The 14,787-nt window shown below is 47.8% G+C and carries 14 protein-coding genes; 10 read left to right on the forward strand and 4 right to left on the reverse strand.

Features of this window, described 5'->3' with window-relative positions; all coding sequences use genetic code 11:
* Positions 1–43: 43 nt before the first annotated feature.
* Genes V7723_RS00205 through V7723_RS00220 form a run of 4 tightly spaced genes read left to right on the forward strand, consistent with a single transcriptional unit; the run spans position 44 to position 3,405 of the window.
* The gene (locus tag V7723_RS00205) at positions 44–970 is read left to right on the forward strand and encodes an NAD(P)H-dependent flavin oxidoreductase (protein ID WP_335682386.1); all 927 of its coding nucleotides are present in this window, start codon (positions 44–46) and stop codon (positions 968–970) included.
* Between the two features lie 29 nt (positions 971–999).
* A complete protein-coding gene (locus tag V7723_RS00210) occupies positions 1,000–2,139 on the forward strand; it encodes an acyl-CoA dehydrogenase family protein (RefSeq protein WP_335682387.1) in 1,140 nt (379 codons plus the stop codon).
* Positions 2,140–2,192: 53 nt separating this feature from the next.
* Positions 2,193–2,933, forward strand: a complete 741-nt coding sequence (locus V7723_RS00215; RefSeq protein WP_335682388.1) for a class I SAM-dependent methyltransferase — start codon at positions 2,193–2,195, stop codon at positions 2,931–2,933.
* A gap of 19 nt (positions 2,934–2,952) precedes the next feature.
* A complete protein-coding gene (locus V7723_RS00220) occupies positions 2,953–3,405 on the forward strand; it encodes an SRPBCC family protein (RefSeq protein ID WP_335682389.1) in 453 nt (150 codons plus the stop codon).
* Between the two features lie 2 nt (positions 3,406–3,407).
* Here V7723_RS00220 and V7723_RS00225 read toward each other — a convergent pair whose 3' ends face one another.
* Positions 3,408–4,037 (reverse strand): glutaredoxin domain-containing protein, encoded by a 630-nt coding sequence (locus tag V7723_RS00225; protein WP_335682390.1) that lies wholly within the window; start codon positions 4,035–4,037, stop codon positions 3,408–3,410.
* Positions 4,038–4,276: 239 nt separating this feature from the next.
* On the opposite strand from V7723_RS00225, the gene V7723_RS00230 reads away from it, so the two are divergent.
* Positions 4,277–4,783, forward strand: a complete 507-nt coding sequence (locus V7723_RS00230) for a PAS domain-containing protein (RefSeq protein WP_335682391.1) — start codon at positions 4,277–4,279, stop codon at positions 4,781–4,783.
* Positions 4,784–4,802: 19 nt separating this feature from the next.
* Here the strand turns inward: V7723_RS00230 and aqpZ are convergent, their stop codons facing one another.
* The 3 genes from aqpZ to V7723_RS00245 form a co-directional block, all read right to left on the reverse strand.
* Positions 4,803–5,513 carry an aquaporin Z gene (gene aqpZ, locus V7723_RS00235; RefSeq protein WP_335682392.1) on the reverse strand — a complete coding sequence of 237 codons (711 nt, stop codon included), beginning with the start codon at positions 5,511–5,513 and terminating at the stop codon, positions 4,803–4,805.
* Between the two features lie 106 nt (positions 5,514–5,619).
* The gene (locus V7723_RS00240; protein WP_335682393.1) at positions 5,620–6,024 is read right to left on the reverse strand and encodes an AtzH-like domain-containing protein; all 405 of its coding nucleotides are present in this window, start codon (positions 6,022–6,024) and stop codon (positions 5,620–5,622) included.
* Positions 6,021–7,202 (reverse strand): amidase, encoded by a 1,182-nt coding sequence (locus V7723_RS00245; protein ID WP_335682394.1) that lies wholly within the window; start codon positions 7,200–7,202, stop codon positions 6,021–6,023. Before V7723_RS00245 ends, V7723_RS00240 begins: the two co-directional genes overlap by 4 nt.
* Before the next feature lie 620 nt (positions 7,203–7,822).
* On the opposite strand from V7723_RS00245, the gene V7723_RS00250 reads away from it, so the two are divergent.
* The 5 genes from V7723_RS00250 to V7723_RS00270 all read left to right on the forward strand — a co-directional run bounded on the left by V7723_RS00250 (position 7,823) and on the right by V7723_RS00270 (position 14,756).
* Positions 7,823–8,962, forward strand: coding sequence for an extracellular solute-binding protein (locus V7723_RS00250; protein WP_335682395.1), 1,140 nt, complete (start codon positions 7,823–7,825; stop codon positions 8,960–8,962).
* Positions 8,963–9,128: 166 nt separating this feature from the next.
* Positions 9,129–10,241, forward strand: coding sequence for an ABC transporter ATP-binding protein (locus tag V7723_RS00255; RefSeq protein WP_335682396.1), 1,113 nt, complete (start codon positions 9,129–9,131; stop codon positions 10,239–10,241).
* 15 nt (positions 10,242–10,256) lie between these two features.
* A complete protein-coding gene (locus V7723_RS00260) occupies positions 10,257–11,180 on the forward strand; it encodes an ABC transporter permease (protein ID WP_443024151.1) in 924 nt (307 codons plus the stop codon).
* Positions 11,177–12,472 carry an ABC transporter permease gene (locus V7723_RS00265; RefSeq protein ID WP_335682398.1) on the forward strand — a complete coding sequence of 432 codons (1,296 nt, stop codon included), beginning with the start codon at positions 11,177–11,179 and terminating at the stop codon, positions 12,470–12,472. Before V7723_RS00260 ends, V7723_RS00265 begins: the two co-directional genes overlap by 4 nt.
* A gap of 322 nt (positions 12,473–12,794) precedes the next feature.
* Complete coding sequence (locus V7723_RS00270) at positions 12,795–14,756, forward strand: peroxidase family protein (protein WP_335682399.1); 1,962 nt, start codon at positions 12,795–12,797, stop codon at positions 14,754–14,756.
* The last annotated feature ends 31 nt before the right edge of the window (positions 14,757–14,787 follow it).

The raw sequence follows: 14,787 nt of genomic DNA on the forward strand, positions 1-14,787 counted from the left end.
GGGAAATTTGGCGCTCTACTTCATTCGAGCAAGAGGCTGATAAATGTCCCTACCCCCGTCCATTCGCAACCGACTTAAGGTTCCGGCAATTGCCGCCCCCTTGTTTTTAGTATCCGGACCCGATCTGGTGATTGCCGCCTGTAAAGCCGGTGTCATCGGATCATTCCCCGCCATGAATGCAAGAAGCAGTGACGACTTTTCGCACTGGATGAAAAGGATCACCGAGGAAACCAGTTCAAGCGATGCGCCCTATGCGGTCAATTTCAGTCTCGCCCGCATGAAAGGTGCCCGGCTCGACACGGATATGGAAACCTGCCGACAGTATGAAACGCCCATCATCATCACCAGTGTCGGCAATCCGTCACCGGTCGTCGAAGGTATCCACGCCTGGGGCGGCCTAGTATATCATGACGTGACGACCCTGTATCACGCCAAAAAAGCGGCCGATGCGGGCGTCGATGGATTGATCCTTGTCTGCACCGGCGCCGGCGGGCATGCGGGACCCCTCAGCCCCTTTGCAATGGTCGAGCAGGTGCGCTCTTTCTTCAGCGGGACAATTATCCTGGCCGGCGCCATATCCAGCGGCCGCGGTATTCGCGCCGCGGAAATTCTCGGGGCGGATCTGGCGTATCTCGGCACCCGGTTTATCGCAACGAAAGAAGCCCTGGCGGAAGACGCCTATAAGAACATGATTGTCGCCGAAAAGACCGATGATATTGTCTATACCAACGCCATCAGCGGCGTTCCGGCGAATTTCATGCGAACGTCCCTCACGGCTGTCGGTCTGGATCCTGATAATCTACCCACGCCGGACGGCCCTTTCCGACCGAACCTTCCCGACGGATTAACGGCGTGGAATTCCATTTGGAGTGCAGGACAAGGCGTCGGCCTCATTGACGACCTTCCAGATACGGCCGAGCTGGTATCCCGGCTTACAAAAGAATATCATTCCGCTCGTCAACACGACTAGGTAATCTCGAACAGCCATTGGAAGCAATCATGGATTTGAAACTTGAAAACACCGAAATCGATTTTCTGGATCGAGCGATAGAATTTTCCAAATCCGCAGTTGCGCCAAATGCCCAAGGTTGGGAAGACGCGCGGCGAATGCCTGTTGATACCATGCAGGCCGCAGCAAATGCCGGATTAGTTGGTCTTGAAATTCCCGAAGAATATGGCGGTTTTGGCGGTCGATTTAGACTTAAAGCTCGCGTCGCCGAAGAAATAGCGCGTGATTGCTTTGCTTTTTCCTTTAGCCTCATCAATAACATGGGATTAGCTGGGAAAATTGCCCGAGATGCGCCGAGCGAACTGGCGAAACGATATTTGCCAGAAATGATGGCTGGTGAAGCAATCGGCTGCACAGCGCTGAGCGAACCGGCTGCCGGGAGCGATTTTGCGGCTATTTCGACAAATGCTCGTAAAGTGGACGGCGGCTGGGTCATCACTGGAGAGAAAGCCTGGATCACCAATGCCGCCGCTGCAGATCTTATATTTCTGTATGCGCAAACAGATCCTGAACTCGGTTGGCGGGGTGTCGCTGGGTTTTTAATAGATGCGCGAGAAGACGGCGTTGAACAGCTTTTACCAACCGAGATAATGGGCGGGCATGCTATCGGCACCGGCGGTTTTAAACTGCATGATCATTTCGTTCCTGAAGAAAGACTTATCAGCTCCCCCGGAGATGGATTTAAAGCCGCCATGAATGGCGTCAACGCCGCCCGGACATATGTCGCCACCATGTGTTGCGGCATGACGGAAGCGGCGATTAAACTGGCCGCAGGATATGCATCGGAGCGTGCCGCTTTTGGAACTACAATTTCAGCCTTTCAAGGACTTCGCTGGGATTTGGCGGATGCGCAAACCGATGTGGAAGCGGCGCGTTTGCTTGCATATCGCGCCGTATCCTCCGTAGAAGCACAAACAAATGCTGAAATCCATGCAGCACATGCGAAAAAATTTGCGGCAAGAATTGCGGACAAGCATTTGACAAGATGCATGCAAATCATGGGCGCGGCTGGACTGAAACGAGAATACCCACTAGGACGGCATATTGCCTGTGCACGCATTGCGAACTATGTTGATGGCACAACGGAAATTCAGAATGAACGTATCGCCCGTAATCTCATAGGAAGCTAGCATATTTCAATGGTAGTAAATTCTGGATCCACCCTTAATCTTCGGGAGTCCTCATGACCGACTATGATCATAAAACGGGTAGGTATCAAAAGTGGAGCAAAACAGATAGTGTCTATTCTCATCTTGAATGGCATGTCTTTTTACAAACACTCGGCAATATCTCCGACAAGCGGATACTGGATGTTGCTTGCGGAGAAGGTCGCCTTTCACGTGCGTTAATGGACATGGGTGCCAAATCCGTCGTGGGTACTGATATCTCAGCGGAAATGGTTGATCGTGCGCGCCTTCAAAATCTTCCAAGTAGCGAAATGCATTGGGAGAACCTGACATATCAGGTTAAAGACGCTTGTGATGAAAACTTTTCGCTACCTTCTCCGGTCGACGTCGTCACGGCTATGTATTTATTTCATTATGCAGAGACTGAAGAATATTTGCTTCGAATGTGCCAGTTTTTAAGCCGTAGCTTGAAACATGGCGGACGATTTTTAACATATACGATTAATCCCGAATATGATTTTGAAAACCAGTATCCAGATATGGAAAAAATCTTCGGTTTTAGATACGAAATAAACGACCCTCCAAACTATCATCTTGTCATCGGAGATTTTAAAGCCCGGATGTGGCAATGGTCTAAAGCCATCCATGAACGTTGCCTGGAACAAGCAGGTTTCACGAATATAGTCTGGCATCCGCTGCAGTTGGCGTCAGAGGACGCCGAACTAGAACCGTCTGTTTTATGGTATCTTGAAAATCCAAGCTGCATCGTTTTAGGTGCGGAGAAGATTGCAGTTTAATAATAACTCCGGAGACAACATGAATACCGTCAATATTTTCAATCGCAGCCACAGTATTCTTATCGATGCGCCTGCTGACGCCGTTTTAAATTATGTTACCAACCCAAATTCATGGCCAGAATGGATTGCTGCTTCTCACGAAATCGATAGTCCAGACCGACCTCTCGTAAAAGGCGATAGATTTCGCGAACAATGGCATACGAAAAGCGGCCCAGCCGAATTGAACTGGATCGTTACAGATTGCGAACCGCCACATTTATGGATTGGTGAGACAGCGACACCTTTCATCGGAAAAATTATTGTCCGATATGATGTCGAAGCTGTCGGAAATCAGGTGCGCTTCACGCGTTCTCTAACAAACCCTTCACGGCCGAAACCACCAACCCAGGAAATGATAAAACGGATCGATCAGGAAGCTGAATTAAGCCTAGAGAACATTAAGCGAAACGTCGAAGCAAAAATCAGGCAATAGAATCAAGCCGGCTTCAAACTAGGTCTCGACGTCATGGAATTTTGCCCTCGCTCGCGATTAGGCTCAACATCCAGGCCAAGTTTTTTACCTAATTGATCCGCCCCGCCAATATAGGCTCCCTCAATCCAGATCTGCGGGACAGTTATAGGTGTTTTTGGGCCTACGATGGGTTTAACACGACCGAGCATTTCATAAAGGGCACGTGAATCCTTAACAACATCATGATACGTATAGTCAACATTTGCCTGTTCGAAATAACTTTTCGCCCGCACGCAATGTGGGCATGTCGCTTTCCCATAAAGATGATTGCCCTCAACTTCAGTTTTTTCTACATGGGCTGCGATAACCGCTTCGGTGAGAACTCCTCGATTTAAGGCACGGCCCTGACTGACAAGCTTACCATCGACTATAACAATAGGGGCATGCCAGCCGCCTTTTGGAAGTGGCTTCCACCATTGGCTAAGCCAATCCTTTATTTCCAGTTCAACAGGAATACCAGCAAGCTCTGTTTTCAGTGTATCTGTAATTACATCGATCGTTAGAGAGCATTCACCACATGGAATATTTACTTTAAAAGGTCCCCAAGCCCCGGCCCAGCGATACAAGGTGAGATTTACAGATTTAGCAGTCATTTAGAACTTCTCCAACAATGGTGCAGCCCAAAATACATATTCACAGCTCGAAACAATAGCAAATCACCCTCATTTAACTATTTCGTGAACAGAAATTCGAAGATACACTCCTTAGGTTTACTAATAGTGGAGCTACGGAAAGTCATGTAGACTATTCTTTTTCTCATGTTTACTACCATCTATTCAGTAGATATTTAATCTAGTGAAGTTGCTGCCCGAAAAATATGAAAGATATCTGAGTGGAACGTATAGAAAGTGGCGAAAATATCTCCTCCGATACATTAATCGAATTACGTGATTATTGGCTTGAGAAAAGAAGAAGCCGAGAGTTTCCCGCCCGTGCAGATATCGATCCTGTTGAATTTCCCAAGCTGCTGCCACAAATTGCTTTAGTAGATGTGACGTATGATCCGTTACGATTTCGCTATCGTCTAATTGGCACAACAATAACAGCCATCTCTGAACGGGATGCAACCGGTCACTACATCGACGAAGATCTCTACGGAGAACGCACCGAGAATATGCTCTGGGCTTTCAAAACTTGTACCGATACGAAAGCTCCGATCGCCGTCAGAGAGCAAGTTCAATTTGTGAAAAAAGAGCGGGTCGTGGTTGAAGTATTAGTTTTGCCCATGGGGAAAACTGACGATCGTGTTGATATGGTTCTATTGTGTCTTGAGACTATTAACAGTCTCAAAAAAGCGCCAGCCATGGGTACAAGCCTAATGCTTGATTGGTCTGGCTGACACTTTTTTCAATTACCTTTTAACTTGCATCCGCAGGTTCTGAAGATACTACTTTCCATAAAATAGCACCAACGGCTCCGCCGATAAGGGGTGCAACCCAAAAGAGCCACAATTGCGACAACGCCTCCCCGCCGACCAAAAGTGCAGGGCCCAAGCTACGCGCCGGATTAACGGACGTTCCTGTAATTGGAATACCAACCAAGTGGATAACAACTAAAGAGATGCCAATTGCCAATCCTGCAAAGCCAGCGGCAGCACGGGCGCCCGTTGATCCCAGAATGACAAATATGAAAATAGCTGTCAGAACGACTTCCGCAATAAAGGCCGCAGACATACCATACCCAGCGGGTGAGGATGCGCCATACCCATTCTGGCCAAGTCCGTTGACCGCAATATCGTATCCTGCTTTTCCAGAGGCAATAACATAAAGAATGACCGCACCTATTATAGCGCCGATGCATTGCATAATTACATAAATGATTGCTTCTTTGATTTGCATCCGACCGGCGACGACCATCCCACAAGTAACAGCGGGATTAATATGACAGCCTGAGATACCGCCAATGGCATAAACCATTATCAAAACAGAAAACCCAAAGGCAAAGGAAATTCCGGCAAACCCGATTTCATCCCCGGCGATAACCGCACTACCACATCCAAACAGCACCAGAACAAGCGTACCTATTAATTCTACGGCATATTTTTGATAGTTCTTTACGTCATTACTCATATTAAGCCCCTCTTTTACTACATTCGGTAATAATAATGTATATTTTATAGGTAATCACATAAAAAATGGAAAATCCTGATTATACATGTGAACGATAGTGGTAGACTTACCAGAGCTTGGTCCCATCCGTCGTCGAAACATGCGCGCTTATTACCTTCCAGCCAAGCTCAGGGAATTTGACCCAAGATTGACTCTGTCGACCTATCAAATCTTGCCCTAAAACTTTAAATTCCAAATTCACGGTCGCTACGGTGTGGCCGATCGTCAGTATTTCAAGACGAATTCTTTTTTCTTTTATACTGGGTCCGGGAGGACGAGCAACACGATGATCATGTATAGCATCGAAACCATATCCATGTTCGCTCATGGCCAGACGGACGGTAAAAGGGCTATTCCAAAAAGTGTTATCCAACACATCAACATCTTTTTCAGCGAGGGCTGTTTCATAGGCCTCAAATTTTTCGCGTACTTCTGCGATAACTTCTGGAATATTTGGTTCAAATTCACTCATGACACTTCATCTCCTAAAGCACATGCCAACCCGACAAGACGTGCGTCCTCATTGCGAGCAGCAATTATGGACAATCCAACTGGCGCCCCATCTACCAAGGCACCCGGAACGTTGACCTGTGGAAGACCGGCAAGGCCTCCGTGAGCGCATAGAGACAGGATCAATTCTCTGATCGGATTTTGGTCTTGTATCGACAATCCTTTAAACGGAGCAGGAAATGGGGTAGTTGGCAATACCATGACCGTGCCGGGCGGCAATAAATAGTCCAATCGGGCGCGCGCCTCTCGTTTCATTAAAGCGGCCCATTGGCGATCTGCTTCCGATACCATCGATCCCATTACCAGGCCGCGAGCGACATTGAATGCAAAACCAGGATTCGTTGCGTCGATCCAATCTTTGAAGGTTTGCCAGGCTTCTGCCATTTGCAAAGTTCGTTGCGCCTTTCCCCAAACTGATATGCCCTGTGGCGCCATGACATCCTCAACTGTTTCATCCGCCAATTTACTTAATTTTCCGACCAACGGCCCAAGGGCGGTTGCAGTATCTCTATCGGCAAATCCAAAAGCATCAACCGCGATGACTAAGCGCTCCGGCCGCACCATCTCACTAACTTCTTCCAAAAGAACTGACGAAGCCTCCGCGAAACACTGGGCCTCTCTGGCGAACCATCCGGTCGTGTCGCTGGTGGGCGCTTGCGGAAGCATACCGGCAAGATTCAAACGGCCATGGGTGGGTCGAATACCATACAATCCGCAAAAACTTGCGGGGACGCGGACCGATCCACCGGTATCCGTCCCCAATGCTATATCGGCGAAACCGGCCGCGACAGCGGCCGCAGAGCCGGAAGATGAACCGCCCGGCACACGATCAGGTGCCGCGCTATTTAACGGCGTACCATAAAAGGCATTCTCGCCCAGGATACCTAAAGAGATTTCGTCGGTAATGGTTTTCCCTTTAAAGGTTGCCCCTGCTGCCAACAAAGTTGAAACAGCCCAGGAATGCTGTTCTGGAACGCGATGCGTACGCGCCCAATCGGGATTACCCCCTCCTGTTGGATACCCGGCAACATCAAAAAGATCTTTCGCGACGAAGGTACGAGACGTCAAAGCTCCTACGGACGCGCCCTGTATTTCAATGTCGCCATTTTCGACTAAGGCATTTATTTCAGTGTTCGTCATTTGTTGCCCCATTTTTAGAGATTCTATTTTGAAGGTACTCGATCAGATCAACATTTCCTCAATTTAACACCAAATTCCCAAAAAATACCGCAAAAGTTGTAGTTCGCGTTTGTTGGTGAAGATAAACAGACCTCCAGTTGCAACATAGGGTGTTTATTATGCTCGGTTTTTAGGCGTTTGCATTTCATCGAGGCATAATATTGAATTTATTGCACGACTAGGTTGTTGAAAGAACTAAATAAAAAGACGAACACGCAATCTAAACTTGACTAGCGGGTTTGGTATCCTCAATGTAGACAGCGAAGAACAGACACGTCTACAAACATAGGCTCAGATTTGTCCGGCTTTTCAAGAGCTACGATAACAGGGGAAATTAAAAACCATCAAAACCATCACGAAACCACATAATTACCAAATTGCAATTTGCCACAGGTTGTCCGTAGACAAATTGCCATCGCGCAGCACTAAATGTCGGTTTCTGAATTTTGACGGTTAATAATCAGAGTATATTGAACTCAGAAACGAGTTTAAGAAATTTCGGAGCCCTCAAAGAAGGCTACCGCTTATGAGCGAACTTCAACACATTACGAAGATGCTCTAACAACTAAGGGAGATCGTAAATGACTAAAATTACAAAACATCAGGTTAAACGCAGAGACCTGCTTAAAGGAGCCGCCATTGCAGGTGCTGCGGCTATCGCACCCGCTATTATTAGCCGGAGCGCGCTTGCTTCGTCTGGCGAGATCAACATACTTATGTGGTCAGACTACCTACCGAAGCCGTTTATTGCGGACTTTGAAAAAGAAACCGGTATCAAGATCAATTATACCGGTATCGGATCAAACGAAGAAATTATCAATAAAATGAAGGCCACCAAAGGTCAGGGCTTCGACATTGTTTCACCAACAAACAATCAAGGCCTTGAGTGGGGTCCGCTTCAATTGTTGCAACCTTTCGACATGAAACGTGTTCCTGTTGCGAATGTTAATCCTGCTATGACGAATATTGGCACAAAGGATTGGGATTTCGACGGCAAGGGTTCACATTGGCTTCCTCATATTTGGGGCACCGAAGGCGTTGCATGGCGCACAGATAAATGGACGCCAGCCGGTGCTGCGCCAAGTTACGGCGATATCTGGTCAGAAGCAAATGCTGGCAAGACAATGGGACGTCCACATTCCATGATGCTTTGCGCAGGCCTTTACATGGAAACCATTGGTGAATTGAACCCTGGTGATATGTGGAAAGCCTACGAATCTGAAGCAACTATGCGCCCAATCTGGGAAAAAGTTACAGCATGGTGCATCGATCGTAAGAAAAACATCAAACTTCTTTGGAACGATGCCGATACACAGAAGAACGGCTTGCTGAACGAAGGCGTGATTGTTGGTCAGACTTGGGACGGACCGCCTATGTCTCTTAAAACAGCTGGTGATCCAATCATGTATCAGGCTCCTGTCGAAGGTGCGATGGCTTGGGTTGACGGCTTGGCGATGCCAACAGGCGCGAAAAACGTTGATCAGATCTATGAATTTATCAAATTCTCTTATGATCCGAAAAACGCGGGTAAAGCGATCGATGAGCATGGTTATAACTCACCGGTTCTGGGCGCTGATGGATTTGCTGGCGAAGCGTATAAGAAGAACTTCGCGGATGCGTATCCTGGAGATTCTCTCAGCAATCTCAATCCATGGCCGCCGCAGGCACCTTGGTATGCTGAAATCCGGACAGAATATGTGAACAAGTTCAAGAGTTCATAATTTTCGAATTTATTGTCCCGGGTGGCCTCAAAGAAAGCCCGGGATAATATTTATTTTTCCCAATGACCGTGCATAATCGCGATTATCGGAAAAAATAATAAGAGACAATAAAAGTTCCTCCTTAGTGGGGCAGTGCGACCAAAATAGTACTGAACAGGAGAGTTTTATGAGTAAAGGGGTTGACGTTAGTCTTGAGAACGTCTGGATACGCTTTGGTGATTTTGTTGCCGTTCGTGAAGCCAATGTAAATATTAATGGAGGCGAATTTTTCTCCTTTCTCGGACCATCTGGCTGTGGCAAAACAACGATCCTGAGAGCGGTGTCTGGGTTTCTTGAACCAAGCGACGGTTACGTCAAAATTGGTGGACGGGACATGGCGGGCATCGGCCCCAATAAACGTCCAACGGCCCTCATTTTTCAGAATTTGGCACTGTTCCCGCTCATGAAAGTTTGGGAGAACATCACCTTCTCGCTAGAAGTTCAGGGGGTTGGAAAAGCCGCGCGACGCAAACGTGCAGACGAATTGCTGGAAATGATTGCCCTTCCGGACCAAGGCGACAAATTACCGTCTGAATTATCTGGTGGCCAAAAACAACGCGTAGCGATCGCGAGAGCCCTTTGTGCGGAACCAGATGTCCTTTTACTTGACGAACCATTGTCGGCGCTTGATCTCAAACTCAGACAACATATGCGGACCGAGTTGCGCGAAATACAGCAACGGGTAGGTATTACTTTCATATATATCACCCATGATCAGGGAGAAGCCCTGACAATGTCAGACAATGTTGCTGTTATGCGTGCGGGCATAATCGACCAGATCGCTGACGGGCACACGATTTATAATGACCCCGCCACACCGTTTGTCGCGTCGTTCGTCGGAGAAAATAATGTCTTTCGTGGCAATGTGAAATCCATTGACGGAGATACAGCGCTTATCGATACAAATCGATCAGGTGAATTGCTGGCGCGTATTGCGCCTGCCGCTCTTGGGAAAATGAATGTCGGCGATCCGGCGATGATGTTTGTCCGCCCGGAAGCCTGTAACATTGCCGCCGATAACGCGCCTGCCAAAAATCGTTTAACGGCTATGGTAAAGCATGAAGAATTTGAAGGGCAAATTTACAACGTATTCCTGGAAGGTAGCGAAGGAAAAGAAATCAAAATGTCCTTGGTCAATGTGGGTCAGCAACGCCAATCTGCACAAGGGCATGATTTGACATTGGAATATGACGCTCAGCAAGCTGTTGTGCTTCCTGCCGGCGACCTGGCCAGTGAATAAGATAGCGCAATGAATATAACAAAAATATTTTCAGATTATTTTAACAGGAACGGCTATGGGCTCGGGATTTTCCTATTAGTCACTGTTGGATTCTGGGTTATATTACTCATCATCCTTCCGCAGTTGTCCATGCTGGATTTCTCCTTCCGGCATCATCTGCCTCCGCCGGAAATGGGCGGCCCGAAAGACACCTATACAATTGAGCATTACAAATATCTGGTGCTTGGCGCTCCTGGTTCAGATAGCTCCTATAACGTAGTTGATCTGGGCGTCTTCGGACGTACTTTGCTTGCTGCAGTTTTTGTAACAATTCTTGATCTGGTCCTTTGCTATCCCCTGGCCTATTACTTAGGCCAATCTAAAGGCGGCGGTTTCACACGAGTTCTGGTCCTTCTGTTGATCATACCTTACTGGATCAACGAAATTTTGCGGGCGTTTGCTTTCCGGATTATTTTTGGTGAAAGCGGCGTCATCAACGAGATGATGCTGGCTTTTGGACTAATTAGCGACCCCATTGATTTTATCCGGGCTAACGTCGCCCTCTACGCCGGTTTGGGATATGCCTATATCCTGCTGATGATATTCCCGATGTATAACGTCATTGAAAGCCTGGACCGCAACCAAATCGAAGCGGCTCGGGATATGGGTGCACCTTGGTGGCGCATTCATTGGCGTATCGTAATCCCTTATGCAAAACCAGGAATTGTTTCCGGCTGCACAATGGTCTTCATGCTCTCGGCTGGTGCACTGGCTGCGCCTCAGATATTGGGTGGTCCCTCCAGCCTCTGGTTTACGCAAATTATTTATCAATGGTTTAACCAAGGCGGAAACTGGCCGCGAGGGGCAGCGTTCGCGATCGTATTGCTGGTCACTTGTGTCTTTATTGTATTGTCCCTGATGCGGTTGTTTAAGGTCAAGATGGGGGATATTGGTAAATGAAAACCGAAAATTTCCTCATCAAATTATTCCTCGCTGCCTATCTGATTATCTTTTTTGGATACTTATTAGGCCCGTTGGTCGTTATGAGTATTACGGCGTTTAATTCGCCGAGCTTTCCAAAAATGACGCCATGGGAATGTCTAACCTTTCAATGGTTTGACGTACTAGCAAATGATGACCGAATTCTAAATGGCATTAAGAACAGTATTTTTGTCGGGATAGGAACTGTAATCTTGTCCGTCGTCATGGGCTTGGCAGGCGCGTTGATGTTAACTCAAATCTGGCCAAAACTACGTGCGACCTACTATACAATTGTTATCGCACCTATTCTCGTACCTGGCGTTGTGTTGGGTATTTCGACGCTGGTTTTCTGGGATCGCATCAATATTATGCTGGGCTTCAGCAGCGATAGCTTCCTGCATAATGGCATCTTCCTGACGATCCTTGGCCAATCAACTTTTATTGCATCCTATTGCATGCTCGTATTCATAGCTCGGCTACAACGCTTTGATATGGGATTGACGGAGGCCGCTCTTGATCTTGGTGCTACCAACGTACAGGCTTTCCGGAAAATACTTCTGCCGTTCATGAAACCGGCAATCGCTTCTGCTGCCGTCCTCGCGTTTCTTGCTTCTTTCGAGAACTACAATACGACAACCTTCACGTTTGGAAAATATCCAACCTTGACGATCGAGCTGGCGCAAAAAGTTCGATATGGCATTAATCCGTCCATATCCTCCCTCGCCTTCATTATCATCGCAATGACAGTAATTGGCGCCTTAATCCATGAAGTTTATCGGCGGCGCCAGCAGTTAGCATTGGCGAATGGCGCACCCGTTTCTGCCGTCACTGGAAGTTTCAAGCTCCCAAAATTCCTGCGAGGTAACCCGGCCGCGATCATTCTTATCTTGGTGGCTCTTGGCGGATTTACGACCATATGGTTTTCTCAGGTTTATAGTCCTAAAGAATGTGTCATGGACGTCCGGGAACAGAAACGATTTATCCAGGATCAACGCATTAAAGCGATTCAGGAACAACGGCTGGAGCAGCGAAGACAGGAAAATCTCAAGGGTCCGGACATTTTTGGTGGTAGTAAAACATCACCAAGTACAGACTCTATTCCACAAAGCCCGGGCAAGGGTTCGTTTGGTGGCGTGTTTAATCCAAATAACCTGGATGAAACTGCCCCGAAAGATAGCGAGCCTGGAAAAGCTCAAAATCCAGGCAAAGGTGCCTTTGGCGATATTTTTGCTCCGAAGAACCTCGATAAAGCAGCTCCTAAAGAAGATTAGCAACAATCACTTGAAGGGATCCAGCGCAATCAAGTCCTATGATTGCGCCGGACTTCCGACGTGACCCTATACGCCTGTTCGGCGTTTTTATCCATCGCATATTAAGCCCTAAAAACCTCGGTAGCTGAGCAGATATATTGCTTCACTTTATCGACGCTAGTTATTTGATCGAAATTTTCCTATTTTTTGCATAATTTCGATTTTTCAAACAAATATCACATTTTAAACATATTATTGCCCAACGCCCTAAGCATCGTGGAAGAGTAAATTTTTACGTCGGGCAGCTACATATTGCCCCCTTCATTGTTGAGAGGAGATTGAGATGAGGTCAACGCGACGCAATCCAGAAGATGATTTTCGCAACCAGCTTCCAAGCGGTAGAAGAGAGAGCTTGGATAGAATTAACCAGGACAGAGAAGATGGTCCGCCTAGAAGATCAGATCTCGATGGCCCTGATACTGAAGGAACAACCCGATCCATCGATGGCGTGGCAAGCAATATAGATAACCCGGAATGGGGCGCTGCCGGGCAAACATTACTGCGGCTAGCATCTGAAAATTTTGAAGATGGTATTTGGCAAATTGAAGACGATCTGGCAAGCCCTCGAGAAATCAGTAACGCCGTCGTGGCTCAAGACAGCGAAACTGTTAACTCCTTTGACGTTAGTGATCTTTTTTGGGTATGGGGTCAATTTATAGACCACGATATCGACCTAACAGTCTCTGGCACAACCTATGAACCAATCGATATTCCGGACGACGACGAGTATTTTGATCCCGAAATTGATATGGGTTTCTTCCGTGCGGATCCTGTGAGTGGAACGGGCACCGAGACTGCAGCACAGTATACGAATGAAATCACGTCTTTCATGGATGGCTCCATGATTTACGGATCTGATATAGAAACCGCTGCAGCCCTCCGTACAGACGATGGGAAATTACTATTAGATGAGATTGGATTAGTAGCCTTCGCCGACGATGGCAGTGTCCTTGCCGGTGATATACGGGCCGCAGAAAATTCAGGTCTCTATTCCATTCAAACACTCTTCGCCCGAGAGCATAATAACTGGGTCGATAAGCTCGCAGAAAAAAATCCGGACTGGACGGCAGATGAGCTCTACGATGCAGCACGCGTCCGCGTTGAGGCAGAAATTCAAGCCATTACGTTCAACGAATATCTGCCTTTGCTGGTTGGGGAAGACGCCATCACGACCTATACCGGATACGACAGTAGCGTTAATCCAGGTGTTTCCGTCGAATTTGCAACCGCGGCTTATCGGTTCGGCCATAGCCTCGTCTCCTCAACGTTAGGGCGTCTTGACGAGAATGGAGACACCATTGCAGCCGGTGATCTTGCGTTACGAGATTCATTTTTTTCGGCGGAGGTTGTCGCCGCTAATGGTGGGATCGAACCCCTGTTGCGCGGCCTCGCGGATGGTACTGCCGAGGAACTTGATACACAGATCGTTGATGATTTACGGAACTTTCTGTTCAGCGAAGATGGAGATGTTGGCTTTGACCTTGCTTCGTTGAATATCCAGCGCGGCAGAGACTTGGGCGTCGCGAGCTACAACGATCTTCGCGAAGCCGTCGGTCTGAATAGAATGGAAAATTTCTCGGATATCACCTCGGACCCAGATTTGGCTCTGGCTCTTGCCAGCGTATATGACAATGTCGACGATATTGATGCCTGGGTTGGTGGTTTGGCTGAAGACCCTGCAAGTGACGGCATGCTTGGAGAATTGTTCGCAACCATCGTTGCCGACCAGTTCATGGCTATCCGGGACGGCGACCCTTTCTGGAGCCAGAATGCCGACTTATCACAAGGCGAAATCGATATGCTTTGGGACACCACCCTGGCAGATATCATAGAACGGAACAGTGACGTAGACGCCATCCAGGACGATGCGTTGATCGCGTACGATCGCATCGGCGGTGACGACACCGACAATAGTCTGGACGGGGATGAAGGTCATGACCTGCTTCTCGGTATGAACGGCGATGATACGCTCAATGGCGGTGCCGGTGCAGATCAGCTGGAAGGCGGGCGCGGTGATGACCTATTTGTTTTTGGCCCGAATTCAGGAGAAGATATCATCAAAGACTTCAGTGTCAAACACGATGTCCTGGATCTGATCCTTTATGACCTAGAAAGTGTATCCTCCGCAACTGACCTCGCTGAGCAGGTTGGAAGGGATGTTGTTTTTACCTTCACTGAAGAGGATATTCTTACCCTTGAAAATGTGAAGCTGCGGGATATAGAGGCGGATAATATCCTCATCTAGCGGCATTAAAAACGATGACGGGATGGGCTGA

Origin of the sequence: Sneathiella sp. (genome assembly GCF_036960985.1) — a bacterium.
In the GTDB taxonomy this organism is placed as follows: Bacteria; Pseudomonadota; Alphaproteobacteria; order Sneathiellales; family Sneathiellaceae; genus Sneathiella.

Excerpts from the sequence above, each read along its gene's own strand:
- V7723_RS00270 (WP_335682399.1), top strand. The coding sequence starts at position 12,795 with ATGAGGTCAACGCGACGCAATCCAGAAGATGATTTTCGCAACCAGCTT.
- V7723_RS00265 (WP_335682398.1), top strand. The coding sequence starts at position 11,177 with ATGAAAACCGAAAATTTCCTCATCAAATTATTCCTCGCTGCCTATCTG.
- V7723_RS00245 (WP_335682394.1), bottom strand. The coding sequence starts at position 7,202 with ATGACGAACACTGAAATAAATGCCTTAGTCGAAAATGGCGACATTGAA.
- V7723_RS00220 (WP_335682389.1), top strand. The coding sequence starts at position 2,953 with ATGAATACCGTCAATATTTTCAATCGCAGCCACAGTATTCTTATCGAT.
- V7723_RS00255 (WP_335682396.1), top strand. The coding sequence starts at position 9,129 with ATGAGTAAAGGGGTTGACGTTAGTCTTGAGAACGTCTGGATACGCTTT.
- V7723_RS00240 (WP_335682393.1), bottom strand. The coding sequence starts at position 6,024 with ATGAGTGAATTTGAACCAAATATTCCAGAAGTTATCGCAGAAGTACGC.
- V7723_RS00215 (WP_335682388.1), top strand. The coding sequence starts at position 2,193 with ATGACCGACTATGATCATAAAACGGGTAGGTATCAAAAGTGGAGCAAA.
- aqpZ (WP_335682392.1), bottom strand. The coding sequence starts at position 5,513 with ATGAGTAATGACGTAAAGAACTATCAAAAATATGCCGTAGAATTAATA.
- V7723_RS00225 (WP_335682390.1), bottom strand. The coding sequence starts at position 4,037 with ATGACTGCTAAATCTGTAAATCTCACCTTGTATCGCTGGGCCGGGGCT.
- V7723_RS00205 (WP_335682386.1), top strand. The coding sequence starts at position 44 with ATGTCCCTACCCCCGTCCATTCGCAACCGACTTAAGGTTCCGGCAATT.
- V7723_RS00250 (WP_335682395.1), top strand. The coding sequence starts at position 7,823 with ATGACTAAAATTACAAAACATCAGGTTAAACGCAGAGACCTGCTTAAA.
- V7723_RS00210 (WP_335682387.1), top strand. The coding sequence starts at position 1,000 with ATGGATTTGAAACTTGAAAACACCGAAATCGATTTTCTGGATCGAGCG.